Source organism: Aeromonas sp. s12, from assembly GCF_040907925.1.
GTDB lineage: Bacteria > Pseudomonadota > Gammaproteobacteria > Enterobacterales > Aeromonadaceae > Aeromonas > Aeromonas veronii.
In genome coordinates this window covers 30,786-54,354 of the sequence record NZ_JBFOCT010000013.1, presented here as the reverse complement: position 1 = coordinate 54,354, position 23,569 = coordinate 30,786, and the positions used below count along the sequence as shown (strand labels likewise).

21 protein-coding genes are annotated in these 23,569 nt (G+C 62.2%); 8 read left to right on the top strand and 13 right to left on the bottom strand.

The genetic code is table 11. From position 1 onward, the window contains the following. Positions 1–10: 10 nt before the first annotated feature. On the bottom strand, positions 11–1,726 hold the full coding sequence (locus AB5Y67_RS05655; protein WP_199428280.1) for an NAD-dependent malic enzyme: 1,716 nt from the start codon (positions 1,724–1,726) through the stop codon (positions 11–13). Positions 1,727–2,000: 274 nt separating this feature from the next. Here AB5Y67_RS05655 and AB5Y67_RS05650 point away from each other — a divergent pair, with 274 nt between their 5' ends. Next, on the top strand, positions 2,001–2,765 hold the full coding sequence (locus AB5Y67_RS05650; RefSeq protein ID WP_199428281.1) for an ABC transporter substrate-binding protein: 765 nt from the start codon (positions 2,001–2,003) through the stop codon (positions 2,763–2,765). An 87-nt stretch (positions 2,766–2,852) separates the two neighbouring features. On the opposite strand, the gene AB5Y67_RS05645 is transcribed toward AB5Y67_RS05650, so the two are convergent. The 10 genes from AB5Y67_RS05645 to AB5Y67_RS05600 form a co-directional block, all read right to left on the bottom strand. After that, positions 2,853–3,263 carry a hypothetical protein gene (locus AB5Y67_RS05645; RefSeq protein ID WP_013723543.1) on the bottom strand — a complete coding sequence of 137 codons (411 nt, stop codon included), beginning with the start codon at positions 3,261–3,263 and terminating at the stop codon, positions 2,853–2,855. A 159-nt stretch (positions 3,264–3,422) separates the two neighbouring features. Then, positions 3,423–4,394 (bottom strand): formate dehydrogenase subunit gamma, encoded by a 972-nt coding sequence (locus tag AB5Y67_RS05640; RefSeq protein ID WP_005334792.1) that lies wholly within the window; start codon positions 4,392–4,394, stop codon positions 3,423–3,425. After that, positions 4,391–5,017 carry a formate dehydrogenase FDH3 subunit beta gene (fdh3B, locus tag AB5Y67_RS05635; RefSeq protein WP_005334799.1) on the bottom strand — a complete coding sequence of 209 codons (627 nt, stop codon included), beginning with the start codon at positions 5,015–5,017 and terminating at the stop codon, positions 4,391–4,393. Before fdh3B ends, AB5Y67_RS05640 begins: the two co-directional genes overlap by 4 nt. 4 nt (positions 5,018–5,021) lie before the next feature. Beyond that, the gene (locus AB5Y67_RS05630) at positions 5,022–7,898 is read right to left on the bottom strand and encodes a formate dehydrogenase subunit alpha (protein ID WP_199428282.1); all 2,877 of its coding nucleotides are present in this window, start codon (positions 7,896–7,898) and stop codon (positions 5,022–5,024) included. 23 nt (positions 7,899–7,921) lie between these two features. Then, positions 7,922–8,125, bottom strand: a complete 204-nt coding sequence (locus AB5Y67_RS05625; RefSeq protein ID WP_110302531.1) for a transcriptional initiation protein Tat — start codon at positions 8,123–8,125, stop codon at positions 7,922–7,924. Between the two features lie 101 nt (positions 8,126–8,226). Then, entirely contained in the window at positions 8,227–8,844 is a 618-nt protein-coding gene (locus AB5Y67_RS05620; protein ID WP_040065378.1) for a molecular chaperone, read from the bottom strand. 9 nt (positions 8,845–8,853) lie between these two features. Next, entirely contained in the window at positions 8,854–10,581 is a 1,728-nt protein-coding gene (locus AB5Y67_RS05615) for a 4Fe-4S binding protein (protein WP_199428283.1), read from the bottom strand. A 103-nt stretch (positions 10,582–10,684) separates the two neighbouring features. After that, positions 10,685–11,278, bottom strand: a complete 594-nt coding sequence (locus AB5Y67_RS05610; protein WP_199428284.1) for a DUF3306 domain-containing protein — start codon at positions 11,276–11,278, stop codon at positions 10,685–10,687. After that, positions 11,271–11,825 (bottom strand): DUF3305 domain-containing protein, encoded by a 555-nt coding sequence (locus AB5Y67_RS05605; RefSeq protein ID WP_199428285.1) that lies wholly within the window; start codon positions 11,823–11,825, stop codon positions 11,271–11,273. The genes AB5Y67_RS05610 and AB5Y67_RS05605 overlap by 8 nt, the downstream gene beginning before the upstream one ends. A gap of 404 nt (positions 11,826–12,229) precedes the next feature. Beyond that, positions 12,230–12,751, bottom strand: a complete 522-nt coding sequence (locus AB5Y67_RS05600; protein WP_133249544.1) for a hypothetical protein — start codon at positions 12,749–12,751, stop codon at positions 12,230–12,232. A 500-nt stretch (positions 12,752–13,251) separates the two neighbouring features. Here AB5Y67_RS05600 and AB5Y67_RS05595 point away from each other — a divergent pair, with 500 nt between their 5' ends. Further along, complete coding sequence (locus AB5Y67_RS05595; protein ID WP_110302535.1) at positions 13,252–14,109, top strand: formate dehydrogenase accessory sulfurtransferase FdhD; 858 nt, start codon at positions 13,252–13,254, stop codon at positions 14,107–14,109. Between the two features lie 15 nt (positions 14,110–14,124). Beyond that, complete coding sequence (locus AB5Y67_RS05590) at positions 14,125–14,991, top strand: helix-turn-helix transcriptional regulator (RefSeq protein WP_104014986.1); 867 nt, start codon at positions 14,125–14,127, stop codon at positions 14,989–14,991. A gap of 80 nt (positions 14,992–15,071) precedes the next feature. On the opposite strand, the gene AB5Y67_RS05585 is transcribed toward AB5Y67_RS05590, so the two are convergent. Both AB5Y67_RS05585 and AB5Y67_RS05580 read right to left on the bottom strand, forming a co-directional pair. After that, the gene (locus AB5Y67_RS05585; protein ID WP_168769842.1) at positions 15,072–17,174 is read right to left on the bottom strand and encodes a HAMP domain-containing sensor histidine kinase; all 2,103 of its coding nucleotides are present in this window, start codon (positions 17,172–17,174) and stop codon (positions 15,072–15,074) included. Positions 17,175–17,199: 25 nt separating this feature from the next. After that, positions 17,200–18,555 carry a sigma-54 dependent transcriptional regulator gene (locus AB5Y67_RS05580; RefSeq protein WP_110302536.1) on the bottom strand — a complete coding sequence of 452 codons (1,356 nt, stop codon included), beginning with the start codon at positions 18,553–18,555 and terminating at the stop codon, positions 17,200–17,202. Positions 18,556–18,810: 255 nt separating this feature from the next. On the opposite strand from AB5Y67_RS05580, the gene AB5Y67_RS05575 reads away from it, so the two are divergent. The 5 genes from AB5Y67_RS05575 (at position 18,811) to AB5Y67_RS05555 (ending at position 23,525) form a co-directional block, all read left to right on the top strand. After that, positions 18,811–19,653 (top strand): substrate-binding domain-containing protein, encoded by an 843-nt coding sequence (locus AB5Y67_RS05575; protein ID WP_163129432.1) that lies wholly within the window; start codon positions 18,811–18,813, stop codon positions 19,651–19,653. A gap of 64 nt (positions 19,654–19,717) precedes the next feature. Next, on the top strand, positions 19,718–20,419 hold the full coding sequence (locus AB5Y67_RS05570) for an ABC transporter permease (RefSeq protein ID WP_019446238.1): 702 nt from the start codon (positions 19,718–19,720) through the stop codon (positions 20,417–20,419). Positions 20,420–20,453: 34 nt separating this feature from the next. Then, positions 20,454–21,149: an energy-coupling factor ABC transporter ATP-binding protein gene (locus AB5Y67_RS05565; protein ID WP_005334830.1), complete on the top strand. Its 696-nt coding sequence runs from the start codon at positions 20,454–20,456 to the stop codon at positions 21,147–21,149. After that, positions 21,121–21,765, top strand: coding sequence for a molybdenum cofactor guanylyltransferase MobA (mobA, locus tag AB5Y67_RS05560; RefSeq protein WP_167571022.1), 645 nt, complete (start codon positions 21,121–21,123; stop codon positions 21,763–21,765). Before AB5Y67_RS05565 ends, mobA begins: the two co-directional genes overlap by 29 nt. Then, a complete protein-coding gene (locus AB5Y67_RS05555; RefSeq protein WP_199428287.1) occupies positions 21,762–23,525 on the top strand; it encodes a bifunctional molybdopterin-guanine dinucleotide biosynthesis adaptor protein MobB/molybdopterin molybdotransferase MoeA in 1,764 nt (587 codons plus the stop codon). Before mobA ends, AB5Y67_RS05555 begins: the two co-directional genes overlap by 4 nt. The last annotated feature ends 44 nt before the right edge of the window (positions 23,526–23,569 follow it).

Sequence of the window (23,569 nt, the reverse complement as noted above, 5' to 3'; positions counted from 1 at the left end):
GAATATGCGGTTATACCCGACGATAGGGCAGGTAAACCGGCTCCCACATGTGGTTGAGGATATGCTGCTGCAAATCCTGACCGATCAGCGGGTGGGAGGGATCCCGGCGCACGATATCCTTGAGCACGGCGGTCGCCACATGCACCGAGATGCTGCGCAGCTCGCGAATGCGGGGATAGACGGCTCCTTTCGCCAGGTCCACCTCACTCACGCACTCAGCCAGCGCAAAGGCGGCAGTAGTGAAGACATCGGGTGTGATCTCGCGGAGCTGGCTGACGATGGCCGCCAGACCTACACCGGGGAAGATAAAGACGTTATTGCCCTGCCCGACCCTGAACTCCTGCCCCTCGTAGCTCACATCCTTGAACGGACTACCGGTTGCAACGATGGCTTTGCCATTGCTCCAACGGTAGATATCTTCCGGCAGCGCTTCACAGTTGGCGGTCGGGTTGGAGAGCGGGAATACCATGGGGCGCTCGCAATGCTGCAGCATCAGCTGGATGTGCTCTTCCTGGAAGGCCCCGCCCGAGCCGCTGGTACCCAGTAGCACGGTAATGGGCACATGACGCAGCACATCGGCCAGATTGGCCTTGCCGGGCACCTCGGTATCCCAACCCGCCAACAACAGCCCAGGTTTGGCGTAGCGACGCTTGTACTCGTCGAGCCCGTCCCGGTTGTCGCACACCAGCCCCTGGGTATCCAGGATGTAGATGCGATCGCGGGCCGCCTGCGGATCCATCCCCTCGCGGATCATCCCCGCGCAGATCTGATCCGCGACGCCAACCCCGCCGGCGCCAGCGCCATAGACCAGATAGTTCTGCTGGCCCAGGGTCTCCCCCTTGACCTTGACCGCGCCGATGATACCGGCCAGCACCACGGCACCGGTGCCCTGAATGTCATCGTTGAATGACGGCAGTGCCTGCTGGTAGCGGGCCAGATTGTTGAAGGCATTGGATTTGCTGAAGTCTTCCCACTGCAGCACGGCATTGGGAAAGTGGCGCTTGACCCCCTGCACGAACTTGTCGATGAACTCTTCATACTCCTTGCCGCGAATACGCTTGTGGGGGCGGCCCAGATACATGGGGTCATCGAGCAGTTTCTGATTGTCGGTGCCCACATCCAGCGCGATGGGCATGCAGCAGGCGGGGTGAATACCGGCACCCAGGGTATAGAGCGCCAGCTTGCCGATGGGGATCCCCATGCCGCCAACACCTTGGTCACCGATCCCCAGAATGCCCTGGCTGTCGGTGACGACTATGATGCGGATCGATTTGGCATCGAAGTGACGGGCCTGACTGCCCATGTCATCCACGTTGTCCGGGGTGATGTAGAGGCCGCGCGGCTTCTGGAAGCGGTGGCTGAACTCCTGGCACGCCTTGCCCACGGTCGGGGTATAGATGTAGGGAGTCATCTCCTCCACATGGCGTGACAACAGGGCATAAAACAGGGTTTCGTTGCGATCCTGCAGGGCACGCAGGTTCTGGTACTTCTCGATATCGCTGCAAGCGCTCTTGAACCCCTCATACACTCGCTCGAGCTGGGCTTCAAAAGTTTGCACCTGAGGCGGCAGCAAACCATCGAGATCAAAATCGGCCCGCTCCTGTTCGGTGAAGGCCGTGCCCTTGTTGAGGTATCGATTGTTAAGCAGATCAGTGCCGGTCAGTGCAACGGGGCGAAAATCTTGTCCCTGTGCATCTTTCCACAGCAGATATTGTCCGGTAGCCATAGTCATTCTCTTTGATTTACGTGAAATTGCCGTTCGGCAGGAGAGCAAGACTCATAATGAAATCAATCATATGACGTTTACTCGATCGGTTTTGTGAGCTTGGGCATACCCTGCGGCCAAAATAGGCGCCCGGCGACCCCGGCGAGACAAATATCCACGGCAAGGAATGAGACTCATGTTAGCATTGCGGGCAACCCAGCCCCTTTCACCGCATCACAGCCGGGAGTGACCTGATGCCCTCGCCTCTGCCAGCCTGCGTCCCCTTCTTTCTGCCATGCGCCTGATCCCGCTGCTTGCTCTGTGGCTATTTCTGACCTGCCAGTCGGCTCTCGCCGCGCCGGGCCGGGAGCTCAACATCATCGTGGGTGAATGGCCCCCTTTCGTCTCCGAGCAGTCAAAACAGCACGGGCCAGTGGCCCACCTCATCAGCGATCTGTTCAAGGAGGCGGGCTATGAGGTGAAGTTCCACTTCGCCCCCTGGGGTCGGGTCTATTCGCTGGCGGCCAACAGCCAGCTCTACGACGCCACCGCCGTCTGGATGCACAAACCGGAGCGGGAACAGGATTTTCTGTTCAGCGAAGCGGTGCTGCAGGAGCAGTTTGTCTTCTTCTCCCTCAAATCACGGCAGCTGCAGGCCGAGCGCCTTGAGCAGATCATCGGCATGCGGTTGGGGGGCGATATCGCCTACAGCTACGGGCCCGAGCTGGACAAGATGGTGGCCGATGGCAAGGTAACCCAACAGAAAGTCACCGACGTGAAACAGAATTTCGGCAAGCTGCTGCGCGGACGGATCGACCTCTATCCGCAAGAGCTGCGAGTCGGTCTGGCCGAGTTGCAGAGCCAGCTCGACCCCACCAGCGCGGCACTCATCACCCACAGTCAGACCCCTTTTCTGCGCAACGACAGCTTTGTGATGTTCCCGCGCAAGATGCCGGATTCAGCCAAACTGCGGGATCAGTTCAATCAACAGTTGCAGCAGGCCATCGCCAGCGGACGTTATCAGCGCTACTTCGAGCGGCTGGCCCGGGGGGACTATTAACCTTGGCGAGGCAAAAACAGAGGTGATAAAACAACGGTGGCGGCCCTTTGTGGCCGCCACCTCTGTGATGCTTGTCAGCTGCTGGCATTAGCCGCTGATGCCCACCTCCAGCTTGAACGGCGTCTTGGCCTTGCTGCTCTCGGCCGCCCCCATCTGGTAGACCCGAATGGTATAAGTGCCCTTGGCAGGCAGGGTCGCCTCAAAGTTGTTCCCTTCCGTAGAGCCGATAAACATCGCCTCCCCCTTGCTGCCCGGCGGCAGAATATTGAAGTAGGGCTTGCCGGTCAGGATCACCACCATGCTCTGCCCCTTGTTGGCCGTCAGCTTGTAATCGAGGGTCTGACTACCCTGAATGGTGCCGTTGATGGTTGCCCCTGACTCCCCCTTCTTGAACTGCACCTGCTGGGTCTTGATCCCGTCAGCCGCCTGCGCCACGCCCGCAATACCACCGAAGAGCGCAGATGCACATACCGCTGCCAGCCATGCTTTTCTCATCATTTGTCATCCCTTGTGTGAATGGAACCCCTGTTACTGTTGCTCAAGGTGGCCCAAAAAACCATCGCCGTTTGCGGCATCGCTCAATCAATTTGCCATCACGATCGACCCGCCATCAAAAGGGGCGCCGCAGCGCCCCTTCTCTTTACTCTTTGTCGACCATCAGCTTGATTTGCCCGCCTTGGGCTCATCGAGGGTGTGCTTCACCTCTTCATACCAGAGGTCGTGGTGCTCCTTGGCCCAGGTCTCGTCCACCTCGCCGGTCACCATCCCCTCCAGCGCCCCTTCCAGCTGGAACAGGCCCATGTAGATATGGAAGATAAAGCCGCAGATGAGGATCAAGGCGCCTACGATATGGATGAAGCTGGCCCACTCCATCTGGCGACGCAGCTGGCCGAAGATGGGGAAGTCGAGGAACAGCCCGGTCGCCACCACAATGCCGCCAAACCAGATCAGCAGCCAGAAGATCGCCTTCTCGCCACCGTTGGAGAAGCCCGCCGAGGGGTGACTCCCCTTGTGCTTGCCGAGCATGCCGCCAAACTTCATGAACCACTGCACATCCACCATGTTGACGATGTTGTGGCGGAACCACTTGATGAGCACCCCCATCAGGCAGAGGAAGAAGAGCGGCCCCACGTAGTTGTGGAACACCTTGGCGAACCAGATCCAGTTCTCCCACACCCCGAGGCTCACCACCGGCTTGATGAAGTACTTGCCGTAGATGATGGCCAGGCCCGACCCGGAGAGGGTCAGGAACATGGCCGCCGTGGTCCAGTGCAGCGCCCGATCCAGCCTGCTCCAGCGCTTGAGCTTGCGCCCGGTGCGCGGTTTGGAGAGCTTGGTCTGCCCCACCACCAGGTACATCAGGCCACACATGGCGAGCGATCCGAAGATGGCGATGGCGCCGAGCGGCGACACCCACTTGGTCTTCACCTCGAACCAGAGCTGGCCCGGCACCGAGATCAGCACCCCGTGCTCCGGCGAGCGGGAGGTGGTCACCCCCTCCTGCCCATCCTTCACCGCCCGCCAATAATCGGCGCCGGCAAAGCCGACCGCCTCTTTCTCGGCATCGGCGAAACTTGCGGTACTCACCAACAGCAGGGCAGCAAACAGGGCCATTAGCCAGGTTTTCATGCCGCCCCTCCCTGCTTGTTCAGCTTGCTGGCATCGTGGAACAGCTCATCGCCATTACCCCAAGCCGCATCCTTGGCACCGCGATAGGCAACCCGCTCGCGGAAGATATCGGAGATCACCTGCGCATCCCCCGCCAGCAGCGCCTTGGTGGAGCAGAGCTCGGCACACATGGGCAGCTTGCCCTCGGCAATGCGGTTGGCGCCGTACTTCTGGCGCTCCGCTTCGCTGTGATCCTCTTCCGGGCCACCGGCGCAGAAGGTACACTTGTCCATCTTGCCCCGATCGCCAAAGGCGGCGGTCTTCGGGAACTGGGGCGCCCCGAACGGGCAGGCAAACAGGCAGTAGCCGCAACCGATGCAGAGATCCTTGTTGTGCAGCACGATGCCGTCGTCGGTGTGATAGAAGCAGTCGGCCGGGCAGACCGCCATGCAGGGGGCGTCGGTGCAGTGCATGCAGGCGACCGAGATGGAGGTCTCTCCCGGCAGGCCGTCGTTGAGGGTCACCACCCGGCGACGCTGGATGCCCCACTCGAGGGCATCGTCGTTCTCGTTCTTGCACGCCGTCACACAGCCGTTGCACTCGATGCAGCGCTTGGTGTCACACATGAATTTCATTCTGGCCATGAGATCAGGCTCCTACTTTGCGAAAACGGCACAGGGTGACCTTGGTCTCCTGCATCTGGGTGACCGGGTCATAACCATAGGTGGTGACTATGTTGACCGACTCCCCCAGCACATAGGGGTCAGACCCTTCCGGATATTTGGATCGCAGATCCTTGCCCTCGAAGTGGCCACCGAAGTGGAACGGCATAAAGGCAAGCCCCGGTTTGACCCGCGGGGTCACCAGCGCCTTCACCTTGACCCGGCCCCCTTCCGGCCCCTCGACCCACACATCCTGACCGTCGCCCACCCCGACGTCGTTGGCATCCGCCGGGTTCATCTCGACGAACATCTCCTGCTGCAATTCAGCCAGCCAGGGGTTGGAGCGAGTCTCGTCGCCGCCCCCCTCATACTCCACCAGACGGCCGGAGGTGAGGATGATCGGGAACTCCTTGCTGACATCCTTCTCCTGCACCGAGGCGTACTGGGTCGGCAGGCGCCACAGGCTCTTCGAATCAGGCCAGGTGGCGTAGTCGGCCAGCAGATCCCGGCGCGGGGTGTAGAGCGGCTCGCGGTGCTTGGGCACCTGATCCGGGAAGGTCCACACTACGCAGCGCGCCTTGGCGTTACCGTAGGGCACGAAGCCGTGCTTGATGGCGACCCGCTGGATACCGCCGGAGAGATCAGTCTTCCAGTTCTTGCCCTCGGCCTCTTTCTTCTCGGCCTCGGTCAGCTCATCCCACCAGCCGAGCTGCTTCATCAGGTCGGCAGTGATCTCGGGATAACCGTCTTCCACCTCGCTCCCTTTCGGCCAGGAGTCTTCGGCGAGCAGCGAGACGCCCTGATACTCGATGCCGAAACGGGCGCGGAAACCACCGCCCCCTTCCGATACCGGAATGCTGGTGTCGTAGAGGATGTGGCTGCCGGGATGCTTCATCTCAGGGGTGCCCCAGCAGGGCCAGGGCAGACCATACACTTCGCCGCTGACCGGGCCGCCTTCGGCCTTGAGGTTGGTCTTGTGGAAGGTGTGCCAGTTCTGCTGGTGCGCCTTGAGCCGCTCCGGGCTCTGGCCGGTGTAGCCCACGCTCCACATGCCGCGGTTGTACTCGCGGGTGATGTCTTCCAAGAGCGGCTGGTTGTTCTCGACCTTGATGTGCTTGAACAGCTGGTCGGCAAAGCCAAGCTTCTTGCTCAGCAGATACATGATCTCGTGATCGACCTTGGATTCGAACAGAGGCTCAATCACCTTGTCGCGCCACTGCATGGAGCGGTTGGTGGCGGTGACGGAACCATAGGTCTCGAACTGAGTGGTGGCCGGCAGCAGGTAGACGCCGTCGGTGCGATCGTTCATCACCGAGGCGACGGTGGGGTACGGGTCGACAATCACCATCATGTCGAGCTTTTGCATCGCCTTCTTCATCTCCGGGCCGCGAGTCTGGGAGTTGACCGCATGGCCCCAGTAGAACATGGCGCGGATGTTGGAGCCCTGCTCGATGAGATCGGCGTTCTCCAGCACCCCGTCCACCCAGCGGGAGACCGGAATGCCGTTGTTGTTCATCGGCAGCTTGCCGTTGTAGGCCTTGTTGTCAAAGCGCGCCTTGATCCACTCGTAATCCACATCCCACACCCGGGCCCAGTGCTTCCAGGAGCCCTCTTCCAGCCCATAGTAGCCGGGCAGGGAGTCGGAGGTGACGCCAAAGTCGGTGGCCCCCTGCACGTTGTCGTGGCCACGGAAGATGTTGGTGCCCGCCCCGCTCTTGCCCACGTTGCCGAGGGCCAGTTCGAGGATGCAGTAAGCGCGGGTGTTGTTGTTGCCTGTGGTGTGCTGGGTGCCGCCCATGCACCAGACCACGCAGCCGGGGCGGTTGTCGGCCAGCAGTTTGGCGGCGCCATAGACCTGCTGTTCGTTGAGGCCGGTTACCCGCTCCACTTCCGCCGGAGTCCAGCGCGCCACCTCTTTTTGCACCTCATCCATGCCGTAGACACGGGTGCGGATGAACTCTTTATCTTCCCAGCCGTTCTTGAAGATGTGCCAGAGCATGCCCCAGATAAAGGCGACGTCGGTGCCCGGACGCAGGGAGAGGTACATGTCTGCCTTGGCGGCGGTGCGGGTGCGACGCGGGTCGACCACCAAAATCTTGCAGCCGTTGCGCTCTTTTGCCAGCAGGATGTGCTGCATGGCGACCGGGTGGGCCTCCGCTGGGTTGGAGCCAATAAACATGATCGACTTGCTGTTGTGCATGTCGTTCAGGCTGTTGGTCATGGCGCCGTAGCCCCAGGTGTTGGCGACGCCAGCGACCGTGGTGGAGTGGCAGATCCGCGCCTGGTGATCCACGTTGTTGGTGCCCCAAAGCGACGCCATCTTGCGAAACAGGTAGGCCTGCTCGTTGGAGTGCTTGGCGGAGCCGAGCCAGTAGACGCTGTCGGGGCCGGACTCCTTGCGAAGACGCAGCACTTCATTGCCTACCTCTTCGATGGCCTGATCCCAGCTGATGCGCTGCCACTTGCCACCCACCAGCTTCATCGGGTACTTGAGGCGACGCTCACCGTGGCCGTGCTCGCGCAGGGCCGCTCCCTTGGCGCAGTGACCGCCAAGGTTGAAGGGGTGATCAAAGGCCGGCTCCTGACCGGTCCAGACGCCGTTCTGCACCTCGGCATAGACGCCGCAGCCCACCGAGCAGTGGGAACAGATGGTGCGCTTCACCTCGACCGGCACGTCGGCCGCCACGGTTTTGGCCTCCGCCCGCTGCATCATGGCTGGTGCCAGCCAACCGGCAGCCACGGCGCCACCGGCTACCAGACCGGAGTTGACCATAAAGGCGCGACGGGTCAGCCCCTGACCGCGAATGGCCTCATTGCCCTGCTCGCCCACTTGAGGCTGCTCGGCACGTTTCGTCAGTTTCATGAGTTCTCCTTCACTGATCCGGCTCAGTCGGTGCCGCGCAGGGTGCGATAAAAGTCGTGAACATGGGGGGTCTCCCGATAGCCCTGATCAGGCTCGGTGTCGTGGGTCAACACCTCTTTGCCCACCACCCGGCCGGTGGCACCGGCCAGCACACCTATGGTGGCGACCACGCCAACTCCCTTGATCAGATTGCGGCGGGACGGGTCTTTCAGCTGTTCATCGCTCATTCTTGTGACCTCTGTTGTTGTTCTTGCTGGCGCCTGTGCGCCAGCTTCGCGTCCAATGGGATATCTCGTCTGCTCGTTTTGTTGCGGGTGGACAAAAGCGTTCAGCCCTTCACCACGCAGGCGCCAAACGGCAGGCGCAATTCGTTTTCCAGCTTGAAGAAATCTTCGGCAAGGGCGCCGACTGCCCGGTAGAAGCTACCCCCTTTCGCCTGTTGCTGATCGCGGCAGCAGGCGAGTACCCAGGGGGCAAGGTGGCGCTCATAGAAGCGGTTGCGCTCCGGGTGTTGCTCGCCAATCAGTACCGCCATCACCTCACAGAGGGCGGCGAGATGATCTTCCGGCTCACACACTCCGCTCTGGCGCTCAAAACCGAGGGACTGCAGATCTGCGCGCAGTACCGCTAGCGGCAGCTCCATCAATGAGCCGGTGAGATACCAGGAGGCAAACGGCACGATCTCCCCGCGCCCCAGCCCGATAAAGAGATCCTGATACTCCTCGGCAAGCTCGTTTTCGTGGTGGCTACTGGCTGCCAGCTGCACCAGCCCCAGCCCTCTGGCAAAGGGGCCCGGCATAGCCTGCAACCCTTGCAGCCAGGCGAGCTGTTCGCCACGGGGAGCGGCGCGCCAGAGGCTTGCCAGCAGGGCGTAGAGATCGGCGCTGCTCTGTTCCAGTTCGGTCATAGTCAGTTCGCCAGCCTTTTCGTTATGTTGTTCACTCATCACTGGCCCTCACACCTTGAGCTGGGAGACGGGATCCGCCGCCAGCGCTGCAAACACATCCTTGACCCGACACTCCTCGCACATCAGCAGCCGCTGGGCGGCCTCGTTCTGGAAGTGGGAGTGACCGGCCAGTTTTTGCTGGATACGGCGGATCATCGAGGCGGGCGCGAACGGCTTGGAGCAGTGAATGCAGCAGGCCGCCTCTTCGGCTTTCAGGCTCTGCACGGCGCGGCGCGCCTCGGGCACGGGTTGCAGGCGGGGCACCAGTACGATGGCCTGCTCGGGGCACGCCTTTTCACACATGCCGCACTGGATGCAATCCTGCTCGATAAAGTTGAGACCCGGAGTGTGCCCCACCGCATGCAGGGCACGGCTCGGGCAGACCGCCACGCAGCCCATGCAGAGGGTGCAGTCAGACTCTTTGAGTTCCACACTGCCGTATGGGGCACCGTGGGGCACCGCCAGCGGCTCGCGGCGCCCTTCGTTGGCCTGCCAGAGGGCATCGAAGGCGGCAAAGAGGTTCTCCCGTTTGTCTCCCTTGAGCGGCTTCTCCAGCAGGGCAACGGCTGGCTGGCCGGAAACAGGCTCACCAGCATCCGGGTTAAACAGAGCAATGCGATCGGTAGCAAGCACAGCGCCCGCCAGCAGCACGGCGGCGCTCGCCAGCTCCCGTTCAACCAATGCCCGCACGCTGGCGGGAGCATCGTCACCCAGCGCAATGCGCACCGCGCTGGCGCCATAGGCGAGTGCGGCGAACCAGCTCTCGATGCCTAAGCTTGCGCTCTCCTCCACCCAGACCGGCAGCCAGTTGGCGGGCAGGCGGGTAAGTTCGGCCTCCACCCATTCGCGCTCGTTTTCACCGGCGATCAACAACCGAGGCGCGTCGCCGCCCGCCTCCCGGTAGTGCTTGAGCAAGCGCAGCAGGTAGTCGCCGCTGGTGTTGGCATCGGGCTGGTGATAGGCAATCGCCCCGGTCGGACAGGCAGAGGCACAGCTACCGAAGCCCTGACAGAGATGGGGATCGATCTGGATGCGACCATTGATGGGCTTGAGGGCATCGGTCGGGCAGACATCGAGACAACGGCTGCAACCGGGCACGCCGCGGGCAGTAAAGGCGCACGCCTCGGGGTCGAGGCGAAAATAGCGCGGCTTGTCGAAGATACCGGTCAGCGCGCAGAGCTCGGCAAGCCGTTCGGCCAGCCCTTGATCATCGGCAAGATGCAGATAACCGACCGGCGGGCGCTCCAGCGCAAAGAGCGGGGCGCGGCCCAGATCGGCCACCAGATCGAAGCGCGGTTCGCTACCAACAACCGTTTGTTGTGGAAAGCAGAGCGCAGCCAGATTAACCCGCTCACCCTGCCCATTGAGGCCAGTGAGCTGGAACTGGCCGAGATACCCTGTCAGGCTCGGCTCGCGCAGGGTCAGGGCCGCGAGGGATGCGGTGGCATCAAAAATGGCTTCGAGATCGACCGCCTCGGCATCGTGGACCGCTTCGGTCACCAGCAGGGTGGGCTTCACCCCGGCGGGCAGCAGGCTGGCGGCGCGGCGAATCCGATCTTCCGGGCCGACCAGCAGCAGGCGCCCCTGACTCTGGTATGAGACAGTGGCCGGGATCAGGTTGTCGGTCTTGACCGTATGCTGCAGGGCATAGGCGCGAGCGCGCGCGTTATGCTCGGCCGTCCCCGCCCCGTGGGCCAGATTTGGGCTCAGATTTGGCAATGTTTGTTCAGTGCTCACATACACTCCTGCGCGCGCCACCTCATGGGATGGGCGCTTGTTGGTAAGCCGAGAGAGCAAGAGGCGAGCCAACTCCCCCGGAAAAAAAGTGACTGACAGGGAGTCAGGATCCTGAGGGTTCCATTTCCCCACCTTTGGTTGGGACATTTTGTCCACCAGAGGAAACCAAAATGTCCCGATCGTCGGTATGGGTTTGAGAATGGTTATCAGCCAGCTCGTCGGTGGAAGGTTCGCTGACAAGCGCCACCGGTTCAGCGGATCCGCTGGCCGGATTGACCGATTCGCTCTCCGGGGCGGTTACCTGCTCTACCAGCCAGTTGCGCAGCCCGGCGGTCAGGGCCGCAGGCAGCAATTCGGGCTGGCTGAAGTCCTGGGTGTAGTCGTCGAGTCCATCCGGTTTATGGCTGCGAAACATGGCCCGCAGCGCCTCCCTGTCGGGGAGTTTTGGCTTGCCCGGCTGCCCCATTGTTAGCGGCAGCTCGCCACTCTCGGCCCTCTCAACGGCAAGAGGTTCACTGCTCCCCTTGTCAGTGCTGACTACGGAGCTATCCAGCGCAGTATCTGGAGTTTCACCTTCGCCACTGCCTTCTATGGGGGCGGCAACTGCCTCGGGGATAACCTCTTCCCTTGGCTGCAATGCCTGATGCTTGCGCGCCTCACTCTTGCGAGACGACCAGCGCTTAAGGAACTCACTCATGGGCGCGATTTCCGCTGTCACTGCCACGCTCGCGGCCATCGGGGCCGGTGGCTTTAACGGCACCGCAGCTGGCTTGATCCTGGCTATCGACACCCAACTGATCCTGCGCCCGCCCCTTGCCCTTCTTGCCCTTGCGACGGGCCTCCAGCAGCTCGCCGTGGCGGCCGATAAAGGCCTCCACCCAGGCTTGCAGCGCCTCGGGCAGCGGGCAGGAGAGCACCTGCCGCTCGCCATCCATATAGGAGGCGGCCACGGTCTGGCTCAGGGTCAGGCCATCGGCCACAAAGCCACTGTCCACGCGGCTTCCGGTGACAAAGAGGCGGGGCGAGCCGGAGCTCAGGTTGAAGCGATAATCCCCCCGCTCATCGCGAAACAGGGTAAGGGGCAAGGCGCCTGCAGCCTCGGGCTGCGCGGGATGGAGCGCCGCTATCTCGAAACGGCGGCTCTGCCAGCGGCCAACCTGGCTGTCGATGGCCTTTAACTCCAGTTGCAGCCAGCGCTGCGGGGGCAAGGTATTGGTTGTCTCTTGCACTGTCACGGCTCCCATCAGAAGGTCTCTGCCGGGCCGCCCTCCCCCGTAATCCACCCCGTTCGGGGCGGATCACAGAGGGAACATTCAGGGCGGCCACGGCCATCAATGGGATAAGACTTAGCAAGAGTGGGGCCAAGGCAGGTTTAGTGGTTGATAGGGGCTTTGCTGCGGGTTGGCCTGTCGTGCGGGATATGGGTTGGCGCGGAGCGTAGGTGGGTGCAGAGCGTAGGTTGGTGCTGAGCGCAGCGAAGCCCAACATGTAAAGAAAAACCAATTTTCCCACATCCCAATCCAGATTGGTGCTGGCAATAACCAAGTGACCAGAATGATTGCCTACATCAACAAGATCACGCGGTAAACGTTGGGCTTCACTTCGTTCAGCACCAACCTACAATTCATCCCAACATACGAGATAATATTTATGTCACGTTTAGAAATACATGTCTTCTTGTAGCTTCAATAATGTCTTTTAGCACTAAAGCGCCATATGTTAAATTCTCAACTTGACTGTTAATTTTCGCCATGTCCTTTTCACCATGAAATAAATTATTTCGAAGACGATATACTATTAGCAGCAAAGCATGAATCCGTTCCTCTTCATTGACTACCTCTCCTTTCAATACTCGAAGTACTAATTCAGAATGCGGTTTATGCCTAAAACCTAGCCTTCTGAATTTATCATTTCCCTCACCATCAGCTCCAATATAACGCTGTGACCAGTAAGTGCGCGCGTACTCCAAAACGGTAGCACAATAGAAAGTTCGTTGTGCTACAAATTCCAGCTCATCCACCGCGGATCGCCCCTCAGGACGATCTTGTAACTGAGTACCCTCGAAAATTGCCCACATAACACTAAAATCAGAAATACTCGTGTATGTTTCGTCAGTGAAATCAGCCATTACATAAATATTTCTTTGCAACCATTCTTTAATCCCTTCCATTTTACTCCCCCCATTGAAAATGACTAATTGGTAATTTTAAAAACAACATTAACACATTGCCATACAAATTAAAAATATGAGGGCCGTAGGTTCGAATAGCGGAGCGTATTCGGACAATCGAGTATCTAACGATTGGTTGATTCGGTCATTCCGATGACTCAACGATAAATCCGTTAACCGGTCACTCCATTTTCTGTCGAGAGTGGTCAATCATGCCGCACCAATTCGGCGGGGAGATACCGCTTGCTGCGTAATGATAAACTGTGGAATAAGGACTCTCAGCCATCCCCTTTCTCTTTTTGCAGCCGAAAAACCAAGCATAGCGTCACGACCTGGCGATATGCGCCCGAGTTCAAGGCTGCACATCTCGCGATCGTCCGAATACGCTCCGCTATTCGAACCTACTTAACTCCAAAAAAGAGAATCTCGCCCAAAGTAATCTGGAACAAAACTTGCTGTATCCCTCCCCTTAGATCCCGGCAACCGGTCGCGAGGGGCCCATGACACCGACCTTTATCAAAAGCAATGCAGCCGCCCAGCTCACCATGGCCGTCGAGGTGATGGATGAGCAGGGCACGCTGCAAACCCGCCAAATCGCCTGTGAGCGGCCACTGACGGTCTACCTCAACTGGAAGGAGATCGTAACCCTGATGACGCTGGGGGCCCGCCCCGAGGCACTGGTACTGGGTTATCTGAAAAATCAGGGCTTTATCGAGGATATTGCGGCCATCGAGTCGGTGATCGTCGACTGGGAGAGCGAGGCCGCCGCCGTGGTGAGCAGCCAGCAGGCCGCCGATCTCGACAAGTCGCTGGAGAAGAAGACGGTCACCTCCGGCTGCGGTCAGGGCACCATGTATGGCAGCGTGATGAAGAAGCTCGAAGGGGTGGTCTTGGCGGCGCCCGAGCTTAAACAGAGCACCCTCTACGCCCTGCTCAAGGCGCTGTCGGCCCATAACGAAACCTACAAGATGGCGGGTGCCGTCCATGGCTGCGCTATCTGTCGCGGCAGCGAAATCCTCTCCTTTGTCGAGGATGTGGGACGCCACAATGCGGTGGATACTCTGGCGGGCGAGCTCTGGATGAGTGGCGAGGCTGGCCACGACAAGATCTTCTACACCACCGGGCGGCTCACCTCGGAGATGGTGATCAAGGTGGCGCAGATGGGCATTCCGGTGCTGCTGTCGCGCTCCGGCGTCACCCAGATGGGACTGGATCTCGCCCGCCAGCTCGGCATCACCATGATTGCCCGCGCCAAGGGGCGCCATTTCGAGGTCTTCAGCGGCCACGACCATATCGTGCTGGACGAGAAGCCGCCGGTGTTGGCGCCCGGTTCGACCGGTCGCGGGATGCGGGATTAAACCATGAACGAATTTATGAATGTGAAGCAGGTGGCCGAGTACCTCGATCTCAACGAGAAGAAGGTCTACCAGCTCGCCAACGAGGCGCGCATCCCCGCCACCAAGGCAACCGGCAAGTGGCTGTTTCCGCGATCCCTGCTCGATCGCTGGCTGCTTGGCAGCTGCCACGAGGGGGTGATGAACGACCGGCTGCTGCTGGCGGGCTCGGACGACGTGCTGCTGCACTACGCCAGCAGCCGCTTGGCCCGGCAGCTCGGCACCCAGGCACTGGTGGGCTACACCCCGTGCGGCACCCGTCAGGGGCTGGCGATGCTGGCACGCGGCCATGTGGATCTCTGCGCCATCCACTGGGGGCAGGCCGAGGAAGCCCACCTGCGCCACCCGGCGCTGGTGCAGCAGTATCAGGGCCACCGGCAATGGGTGATCGTTCATGGATTTAGGCGGGTACAGGGGTTGGTGCTGCGGCAGGGGCTGCAACCCAAGGAGGCGAAAGAGGCGCTCGACTGGCGCTGGGCCATGCGTCAGGAGGGGGCAGGCAGCCAGCGCGCTCTGCAGGAGTGGCTGCAAACCCAGGGGGAGTCGCTGACCCGGCTGGAGCGCACCCTCGAGGTCAACAGCGAGCGGGAGCTGGCCGCCGCCATCAGCCGTGGCGATGCGGACGTCGGGCCCGGCGCCCAGAGCACCGCCACCGAGTTTGGCCTCGGCTTTATGCCGCTGTCACAGGAGTGCTTCGATCTGGTGATGCCGCAGGGGGTCTTTTTTCGTACCCTGCTGCAACAGCTGATCGGCTGGCTGCAATCCCCCGAGGGGCGCGAGCTGGCTGCCCGCCTCGGCGGCTATGACCTGACCCAGAGCGGCAAGCTGGTGTGGAGCCCGCAGTAAATAACCACTCACCCACCGACAAAACAGCCCGCCAACCATGTTGACGGGCTGTTTTTATCACGGGCCTTTTTATAACAGCATCAATCGCTTGTCTCACGCCCCTCGGCATTGAGGGCGATGCGCCACCCTTCCAGTTTCGCAGGCTCGCTGCCGCTGGGCAGCAGGGCGTGGCTGCGCAGCCGCACGGTAAAGCAGCTCCCCTGCCCCGGGGTGGAGTCCACCAAGAGCTCTCCGCCCCAGCGACTGATGATGCGGTGGCTCAGGGCCAGCCCCAGACCGGTGCCGGTGGCGCGGGTGGTGAAGAAGGGGTCGAAGATCTTGTCGATAATGGCCGCCTCGATGCCGCTGCCGTTATCGATCACCCGCACTTCTGCCCCGCGCAGCTGACCCTGTTCATCGACCCAGTCGCGGCTCTCGACCCGGATCTCCCCCTGCTCCCCCAGCGCGTGGCTGGCGTTGACCAAGAGGTTGATCAGCACCTGCAACAGCTGCTGGCGATCCGCCTCGATGGGCTGCTGGGCCTTGAGATCGGCCACCAGCTCCACCTGCTGCTGGCGCAGGGCGGAGCGCACCAGCGTCAGGCTCTCCTCGATGATGGGGTTAAGGTGCTGCCACACAGGCGCCGTCTCGTAATCGCCGGGGCGCGAATATTGCAGCAGGCTGCGGGTGATGGCACGAATGCGCTCGATCTGGGCCAGCACCAGCGCCAGCTCCTCGCTGACCGGCTCGGCCGCCTCCCCCAGCTCCAGCTTCATCAGCTCCACATTGCCGAGGATCACCGCTAGCGGATTGTTGATCTCATGGGCCACCCCGGCGGAGAGCTCGCCAAGGGCCGCCAGCTTCTCGCTGATCAGCAGCTGCTGGCGCGCCTCGGTCAGCATATGAATATGATCTTCCAGCTCGGCGGTCTTGAGCTCGAGGCTTTGGGTACGCTCGGCCACCTTCTGCTCCAGCTCGTCGGCGCTGCGAGCCATCTGCTGCTGATGCGCTTCTTGCCTGTCCAGCATGGCGTCGAACTGGCGACCGAGTTGGGCCAGCTCGTGGTCAGGGTCGAGGGCCAGCGGGCCGATGCGAGCCGACTCCCCGGCCTGCACCTGCCGCACCACCTTGTGCATCCGCTCGATGGGGGAGAAGAGATCCCGCGCGCCGCGATAGACCAGCAGGCCGGAGAGCAGCAACAGCAGCACTACGCCGGAACCCAGCTCCACCAGATTGGTGAGGTAGGTGCGGATAATGGGCCACTCGAGAAAGCCCACATAGAGCATGCCGAGCCGCTCGCCCCTGGCTCCCAGCAGCGGCTCGTAGCCAGAGACATACCAGGCGTCGTGGACGAAGGCGCGGTCAACCCACATCTCCCCCCGCCCCAGCACCTGCTCGCGCACTGGCGGCGAGACCCGGGTACCCACCGCCCGGCCCACCTGACGGCTGCTGCTGACCGGCACATTGGTGCTCACCCGCAGATCGTCGAGAAACAGGGTAACGGTGCCGACGCTGCCATCCGGCAGGGTATTTTTGGCAAACACCTGCCCCTTGAGCTCATCCACCAGCCGGGTGCTGCCGTTGACAAGCTCGCCCCCCTCCAGCACGGCCCAAAGGGAGCCGTCTCGGCCCATCACCGGCGTCAGTGAGAGGCTGATCAGCCCCCGGTCCTCCACCACCCTGGTGCCATCCCGCTGCCACAGCACAGCCCGCTTGGCCAGTTGCGGGGAGAGGGCGAGCATCTCCTGCTGTGACCAGACCACGAAGTGACTGACGCTGCGCCCGGCCGTGAGGGCGGCCCGCTCCTGCGCCGTCAGCTGATCCAGCTCGGGGCCACGGCGCAAGCGCAGAAAATCGAGACCATAGTTGGCCGCCAGCGGCATCACCCAGTCATGCAACTGATCCGGCGATTCCCGCAGCCGAAGCTGAAAGGCCCAGGCATCGCGTAGATGCTCGAGATGCTCAGTCTGGCGCTGCTGCTGCACCGTGATGGCGTGGTGGGCCACCCCAAGATCGCTGCGCACCGTGGTGAGCAGGTTCTGCCAGCTGTAGGTGAGGGTCCAGTAGAGGGTGAGCGCGATCATGCCCACCAGGGTGAGCATGATGGGTACCGAGGTGAGCAGCAGCAGGCGCCAGCGCACCTTGGTGCGTACGCAACGGGGCAACAGGGCACGCATGCAGCGGGAGAGCAGGGTCAGTTTCATCGCCACCCCATCCGATCAGCCTTCCTCATTCGATGGCCCACTCCTTGAATTTGCGATCCAGCGTCTTGCGCGCCACCCCGAGCACCCGGGAGGCGGCAGACTTGTTGCCATCATGGCTCGCCACCACCTGCAGGATGTGGGCTTTTTCCACCTCCGCCAGCGGCCACGCCAGCGGATAACCCTCCTCGCTCGTGCCCTGTTCGGCAGGCTTGCTGCTCTGCCAGTAATCCGCCGGGGGCTTGCCCAGCAGCAGGCAGCGCTCGATGAGGTTGCGCAGCTCCCGCACGTTGCCGGGCCAGGGGTAGGCCTGCATCACTACCACATCCTCGTGGGTCCAGCTCAAGGAGCCCATCCCCATCTCGGCGGTGAGCTGGCGGGTAAAGTGGTGTACCAGCGCGGGGATATCGTCGATCCGCTCCCGCAACGGGGCCACCGGCAGCGCCACCACGTTGAGGCGATAGAAGAGATCTTCGCGAAAGCGGCCCGCCTCCACCTCGGCCTTGAGGTTGCGGTTGGTGGCGGCGACGATGCGCACATCCACCGCCAATTCGCGCTCGGCCCCCACCGGGCGGATGGCCTTCTGCTCCAGCGCCCGCAGCAACGAGGCCTGCATGGCGAGCGGCATTTCGCCGATCTCGTCGAGAAACAGGGTACCCTGATGGGCGACCCGGAACAGGCCGTCGCGCCCCTTGCGGGCGCCGGTAAAGGCCCCCTGCACGTGGCCAAACAGCTCGCTTTCCAGCAGCTCCGGCGCGATGGAAGCGCAGTTGAGGGGCACAAAGGCCCCCATCCGGCCGGAGAGTTGATGCAGGGCGCGGGCCACCAGCTCCTTGCCGGTGCCGGACTCCCCCTCCACCAATACGGCGGCATTGGAGGGGGCTACTCTGGCGATGAGCGTCTTGAGCTCGCGGGTCTTGGCACTGTCGCCAATCAGGGTGGGCGGGAAGAGCTTGCTCACCTCCCGGCGCAGCAGCAGGTTCTCCCGCTCCATCTGGCGGCGCTCGATGACTCTGTCCACCGCCTGCACCATCTGATCGAGGTTGAATGGCTTGAGGATAAAGTCGCTGGCGCCGAGGCGCAGCGCCTTGAGGGCGGTCTCCATATCGCCAAAACCGGTCATGAAGATGATGTCGCTGCGGCGAGTGGCCGGGTCGATGGCTTCGTGCCACTCGATGCCGGAGCGCCCCGGCAGCCGGATGTCGGCAATGATAAGGTCGAAGTGAAGGCGGCAGCGCAGGGCTTCCGCCTCCTCCACGCTGGCGGCAGTCTCAATCTGGGCGAAGCGCTTGGCCAGCGCCTTGGCCAGAAAGCTGCGCATGCCGGGCTCATCGTCAACGATAAGCAGGGAGAGGGCAGACCAGCGGCTGGGAGGGAGTGTCATGGAAAAAAGTACCTCGGATGCACGTACGGTCGGTGAATGTCCCGATAACCGGAACCTTAGTGGGACATTTTGTCCTTACCGTATCAAAAGCACCAACACCAATTATTAAAAGCGATAACAAGCTCACCTAATTGATTCTAATAAGCTTCTGTTTTTAAAAGGCAAACCGTGAATGCAGCGGCAAAGGAACAGTTTGGCACCCTGCTTGCTTACTCTTGCCCTCTCCTCAGCCACCCTGAAAAAAGTTGCATCACGATGACGATAAAAACCAGCCTCAAACGTTTTGCCCTCTCCCTCGCCGCCAGCCTGCTGATCGCCGGTGTGGCCCACGCCGAAGCTGATACTAATGCCACAAAAGCGCCGATCCGCCTCGCCACCACCACCAGCACCGAGCAGTCCGGTCTGCTGGGCTGGCTGCTGCCCCAGTTCACCAAGGAGACCGGTTATCCGGTGCAGGTGATGGCGGCCGGTACCGGCCAGAGCCTGAAGATGGGCGAGAACGGCGACGCGGATCTGGTGATGACCCACGCACCGTCTGCCGAGAAGAAGTTTGTCGACGCAGGCTTTGGCATCGAGCCGGTACACCTGATGTACAACGACTTCGTTATCGTCGGCCCGGCGAAAGATCCGGCGGGTCTCGGCAAACTGCACGACGCAGCCAAGGGGCTGCAAGCCATCAAGGAGCAGGGCCAGACCTTTATCTCCCGCGGTGACGAGTCCGGTACCCACATCAAGGAGAAGACCCTGTGGCAAGCCGCTGACGTCAAACCCGAGTTTGCCGGTTACAAATCCATCGGCCAGGGGATGGGCCCCACCCTGACCATGGCCTCCGAGCTCGGTGCCTACACCCTGACCGACCGCGGCACCTGGCTCGCCTACCAGAGCAAGCTGGATCTCGCCGTACTGCTGGAGGGCGACAAGCGCCTGTTCAACCCCTATCAGGTGATCCTGGTCAACCCCAAGCGCTACCCGGATCTCAACACCGAAGGGGCCCGCACCCTCAAGAACTGGCTGGTCTCCGAGCATGGCCAGAAGCTGATCGGCGATTTCAAGGTAGCCGGTCAGGCGCTGTTTGTAGCGGATGCCAACGGGAAATAATGGCAACGCTGACCGCTGAGCTGACCTTGATGGCCCTCCCCCGGTTCGCTGAGGGAGGCGCCTGATGCCGACATTGATCGACACGACATTGGCGGCCCTCGCCCTGCTGTTCAGTGGTGACACTGAACTGTGGCAGGTGGTGGGGGTCTCCTTCTCCGTCTCCTGCATCGCCCTGCTGCTGGTGCTGCTGCCCGCCTTGCTGCTGGGCTTTGCCCTGGCCTATCTGCCGCTGCCCGGCCGCTGGCTCTGGCTCTCTTGCATCAATACCCTGCAATCGGTGCCGACTGTGGTGATTGGCCTCTTGCTCTACATGCTGCTGTCGCGGGCCGGCCCCTTTGGCGACTGGAAGCTGCTCTTTACCCAGCAGGCGATGGTGGTGGGGCAGATGCTGATCGCCTTTCCGGTGATCGCCACCATGGCTCACGCGGCGTTTGTCCAGAGCGATCGGCGCGCCTGGGAGACCGCCCTGACCCTGGGGGTCTCCTGGCCCAAGGCGCTGATCGGCCTGATGCACGAGTGCCGCTTTGGCCTGCTGGCCGCCATCATCGGCGCCTTCAGCCGCATCGTCACCGAGGTGGGCTGCTCCATGATGGTGGGGGGCAACATCCTGCACTTTACCCGCAATATCCCCACCGCCATCGCGCTGGAAACCCAGAAAGGGGCCTTCACCCAGGGGGTGGCACTCGGCATAGTGCTGCTCACCCTCGCCCTCTTGCTCAACCTGCTGCTGACGGCGTGTCGCGGCCACAGCTATCTGAAGAACTGACCATGCCCCCACTGTGTATCAACAGGAGTACCCCATGGCCCTGACCGCCCACCAGCTAACGATGCGCTTTGGCGAGCGCCAGCTGTTCGAGATTGACCGGCTCGCCATCGCACCGGGGGATGCCATCTGGCTGCACGGAGCCAACGGGGTGGGCAAGACCACCTTGCTCAAGATCCTGGCGGGGCTGCTGACCCCCACCCGCGGCCACACCAATCTGCCGGGGCGCTGGCAACAGCGACTCAACCGGTTGCTCAAGCGGGATCTGGGGCCGGGCCGGGTCACCTATCTGCACCAGACCCCCTATCTGTTCGATCGCACGGTGCACGACAACGTGGCCTGGGCGCTCGATAAACAGCTCGGCAGCGAGATCCGGGTGTTCGAGGCGCTGCGCCGGGTCGAGCTGGAAGGGCTGGCGCGGGAGCACATCAGCATTTTGTCCGGTGGCGAACGGCAACGGCTGGCGATGGCGCGCGCCTGGGCGCTGCAACCGGCCTTTCTGCTGATGGATGAGCCCACCGCCAATCTCGACACACATTCGGTTGCCCTGATGGCCGCATTGGCGCAAGATCTGCGGGAACATGGCAGCGGCCTGGTCGTCATCAGCCACCAGAGCAACGCCCTGACCGACCTGTGCGAGCGGCAATGGACCCTCGCCCGTGGCCAGCTGCAAGAGACGACCCCTTTAAAAATCATCGAGCGACATGACTTCAAAAAGCGACAGCCACTCTGATCCCGTTGCCGTATCAGCAGTGATCCTGGCAGGAGGCCGCGCCACCCGGATGGGGGGCGAAGACAAGGGATGGGTAGCACTGGCGGGACGCCCTCTTATCGACCATGTTTTGGCGCGCCTGCGCCCCCAGGTGGATGAGGTGCTGATCAACGCCAACCGCAGTCAGGCCCGCTATCAGGCGCTGGCCCCGGTCATCTGCGATGACAACAACGATTATCTCGGCCCGCTGGCGGGCATGCAGGCAGGTCTTGCCGCCGCCCGTCACGACTGGGTGCTGTTTGTCCCCTGCGATGGCCCCGCCCTACCGCTGGATCTGATGAGCCGCTTTCGCGCCGCCCTGACCCCGGATACCGAGCTGGTGGTAGCCCACGACGGCGACTGGCTGCAACCCGTGGTCGCCCTGCTGCACAAATCCCTGCTCCCCTCCCTCACCGCTGCGCTGGCAGAGGGAGAGCGCAAAATCGATATCTGGTTTGCCCGCCACCATATGGCGGTGGTGAGCTTTGCCGATCAGCCGGATGCCTTTATCAATCTCAATAGCCCTGCCGAGCTGGCCGCCTACGAGGCCCGTCTGCTTGCCCCGGCTATCGACCCCCAACAAGGAGTCACCTCATGACCCCGGCCCCCACTCTTCCCCTGCTCGGCTTCGCCGCCTGGAGCGGCACCGGCAAGACCACCTTGCTGGAGCAGTTGATCCCCCTGCTGGTGGATCGTGGCCTGCGCATCGGGGTGCTCAAGCACGCCCATCACGACTTTGATATCGACCAGCCGGGCAAAGACAGCTACCGCCTGCGCAAGGCGGGTGCCCAGCAGATGATGGTTGCCTCCCGCCGTCGTCATGCCCGTATCATTGAAACGGAACTGGCCGAAGCCGATTTTCGCCAGTTGCTGGCCAGCTTCGATCAGACAGAGCTCGATCTGCTGCTGGTCGAGGGGTTCAAGCACGAACACTTCCCGAAAATCGAGCTGCACCGCGCCGAAATTGGCAAGCCGCTGCTCTTCCCCGAAGACCGGGACATCATAGCGCTGGCCAGCGATCAGCCCCCACAGAGTGGCGAACAACAGCAGACAAGCCTGCCCCGCCTCGATATCAACGATCTGGCGGCCATTGCCGACTTCGTCTGCCGCTGGCTTGACGGCTGCCAGAGCAAGGAGCCGGAGGCGGGCAAGGGCTTTCTCTCGGTCGAGGCGGCCCGCAATGCCATTCTGGCGGCCCTCACCCCGAGCACGGCCTGCAGCGACAAACCGCTGGCCCAGTGCCACGGCGCCGTGCTGGCCGCCGATCTGATAAGCCCCATCAATGTGCCGCCCCACGCCAACTCGGCGATGGATGGCATCGGCCTTCGCAGCGACGATCTCGCCGCCGGTCGCTGGCAACTGGTGGGGGAAGTGCTGGCGGGCCAGCAGCGCCACGAGCCTGTGCTAGCCGGTCAGGCGGTGCAAATCATGACCGGCGCCCCGCTCCCCCCCGGTGTCGATACCGTGGTGATGCGTGAAGAGACGCAGATTGAAGGTGAGTGGGTCACGGTCACCGCCCCGATCCGCGCAGGGCAGAATGTGCGCCTGGCCGGGGAAGATCTCGCCAAAGGTGCGGTCGCCATCCCGGCCGGTACCTGGCTTGGCGCCCCCCAGCTGGGGCTGGCGGCATCACTCGGTCAAGCCAGTCTCACTGTGCGCACCCCGCTGAAAGTAGCGCTGTTCAGTACCGGCGACGAGGTGCAGGCGCCGGGCGAGCAGCTCGCCCCCGGTCATATCTTCGACAGCAATCGCTTCACCCTGATGGCCCTTATCCGCGCCGCCGGTTGCGAGGTGATGGACCTTGGCATCATTCCCGATGACAAGACCATCCTGCGCCAGCAGCTGGAGCAGGCCGCCGCCAGCGCAGATCTGGTGTTGAGCTCGGGTGGGGTCTCGGTAGGCAACGCCGACTTTATCAAGCTGGTGCTGGCGGAGCTCGGCCAGATCGATTTCTGGCGTATCCAGATGCGGCCGGGCCGCCCGCTCGCCTTTGGCAAGCTGGGGCAGACCCCCTTCTTCGGCCTGCCGGGCAATCCGGTAGCGGCGATGATCTGCGTGCTGCAGTTTGTCGAGCCCGCCATCGCCCGCTTGCAAAGCAAGCGGTGGCAGCCGCTGCGCCTCTCGGCACTGGCGGACGAGAAGATGAAGAGCCGTCCGGGGCGCACCGAATTTCTGCGCGGCATCTTCCATCAGGACCGTAACGGCCAGCTGCGGGTGCGCACTACAGGGCCGCAGGGCTCGGGTATTCTGAGCTCCATGGCCGAGGCCAACTGCCTGATCGAAATCGTACCGGATCAACCCGGGATCGCCGTTGGCGAGCGGGTCTGGATCCACCCCCTGCAGGGACGACTGGCCTAAATCCCGACGGGGCGTCGGCCGGATGCACGGCGCCCCGTCACCCA

Coding starts and splice junctions, on each gene's coding strand:
- AB5Y67_RS05625 (WP_110302531.1), bottom strand. CDS start 8,125: ATGAGCGATGAACAGCTGAAAGACCCGTCCCGCCGCAATCTGATCAAG.
- fdh3B (WP_005334799.1), bottom strand. CDS start 5,017: ATGGCCAGAATGAAATTCATGTGTGACACCAAGCGCTGCATCGAGTGC.
- AB5Y67_RS05640 (WP_005334792.1), bottom strand. CDS start 4,394: ATGAAAACCTGGCTAATGGCCCTGTTTGCTGCCCTGCTGTTGGTGAGT.
- AB5Y67_RS05585 (WP_168769842.1), bottom strand. CDS start 17,174: ATGAAACTGACCCTGCTCTCCCGCTGCATGCGTGCCCTGTTGCCCCGT.
- AB5Y67_RS05575 (WP_163129432.1), top strand. CDS start 18,811: ATGACGATAAAAACCAGCCTCAAACGTTTTGCCCTCTCCCTCGCCGCC.
- AB5Y67_RS05620 (WP_040065378.1), bottom strand. CDS start 8,844: ATGAGTGAACAACATAACGAAAAGGCTGGCGAACTGACTATGACCGAA.
- AB5Y67_RS05630 (WP_199428282.1), bottom strand. CDS start 7,898: ATGAAACTGACGAAACGTGCCGAGCAGCCTCAAGTGGGCGAGCAGGGC.
- AB5Y67_RS05590 (WP_104014986.1), top strand. CDS start 14,125: ATGAATGTGAAGCAGGTGGCCGAGTACCTCGATCTCAACGAGAAGAAG.
- AB5Y67_RS05570 (WP_019446238.1), top strand. CDS start 19,718: ATGCCGACATTGATCGACACGACATTGGCGGCCCTCGCCCTGCTGTTC.
- AB5Y67_RS05595 (WP_110302535.1), top strand. CDS start 13,252: ATGACACCGACCTTTATCAAAAGCAATGCAGCCGCCCAGCTCACCATG.
- AB5Y67_RS05555 (WP_199428287.1), top strand. CDS start 21,762: ATGACCCCGGCCCCCACTCTTCCCCTGCTCGGCTTCGCCGCCTGGAGC.
- mobA (WP_167571022.1), top strand. CDS start 21,121: ATGACTTCAAAAAGCGACAGCCACTCTGATCCCGTTGCCGTATCAGCA.
- AB5Y67_RS05645 (WP_013723543.1), bottom strand. CDS start 3,263: ATGATGAGAAAAGCATGGCTGGCAGCGGTATGTGCATCTGCGCTCTTC.
- AB5Y67_RS05605 (WP_199428285.1), bottom strand. CDS start 11,825: ATGGGAGCCGTGACAGTGCAAGAGACAACCAATACCTTGCCCCCGCAG.
- AB5Y67_RS05610 (WP_199428284.1), bottom strand. CDS start 11,278: ATGAGTGAGTTCCTTAAGCGCTGGTCGTCTCGCAAGAGTGAGGCGCGC.
- AB5Y67_RS05600 (WP_133249544.1), bottom strand. CDS start 12,751: ATGGAAGGGATTAAAGAATGGTTGCAAAGAAATATTTATGTAATGGCT.
- AB5Y67_RS05580 (WP_110302536.1), bottom strand. CDS start 18,555: ATGACACTCCCTCCCAGCCGCTGGTCTGCCCTCTCCCTGCTTATCGTT.
- AB5Y67_RS05565 (WP_005334830.1), top strand. CDS start 20,454: ATGGCCCTGACCGCCCACCAGCTAACGATGCGCTTTGGCGAGCGCCAG.
- AB5Y67_RS05655 (WP_199428280.1), bottom strand. CDS start 1,726: ATGGCTACCGGACAATATCTGCTGTGGAAAGATGCACAGGGACAAGAT.
- AB5Y67_RS05650 (WP_199428281.1), top strand. CDS start 2,001: ATGCGCCTGATCCCGCTGCTTGCTCTGTGGCTATTTCTGACCTGCCAG.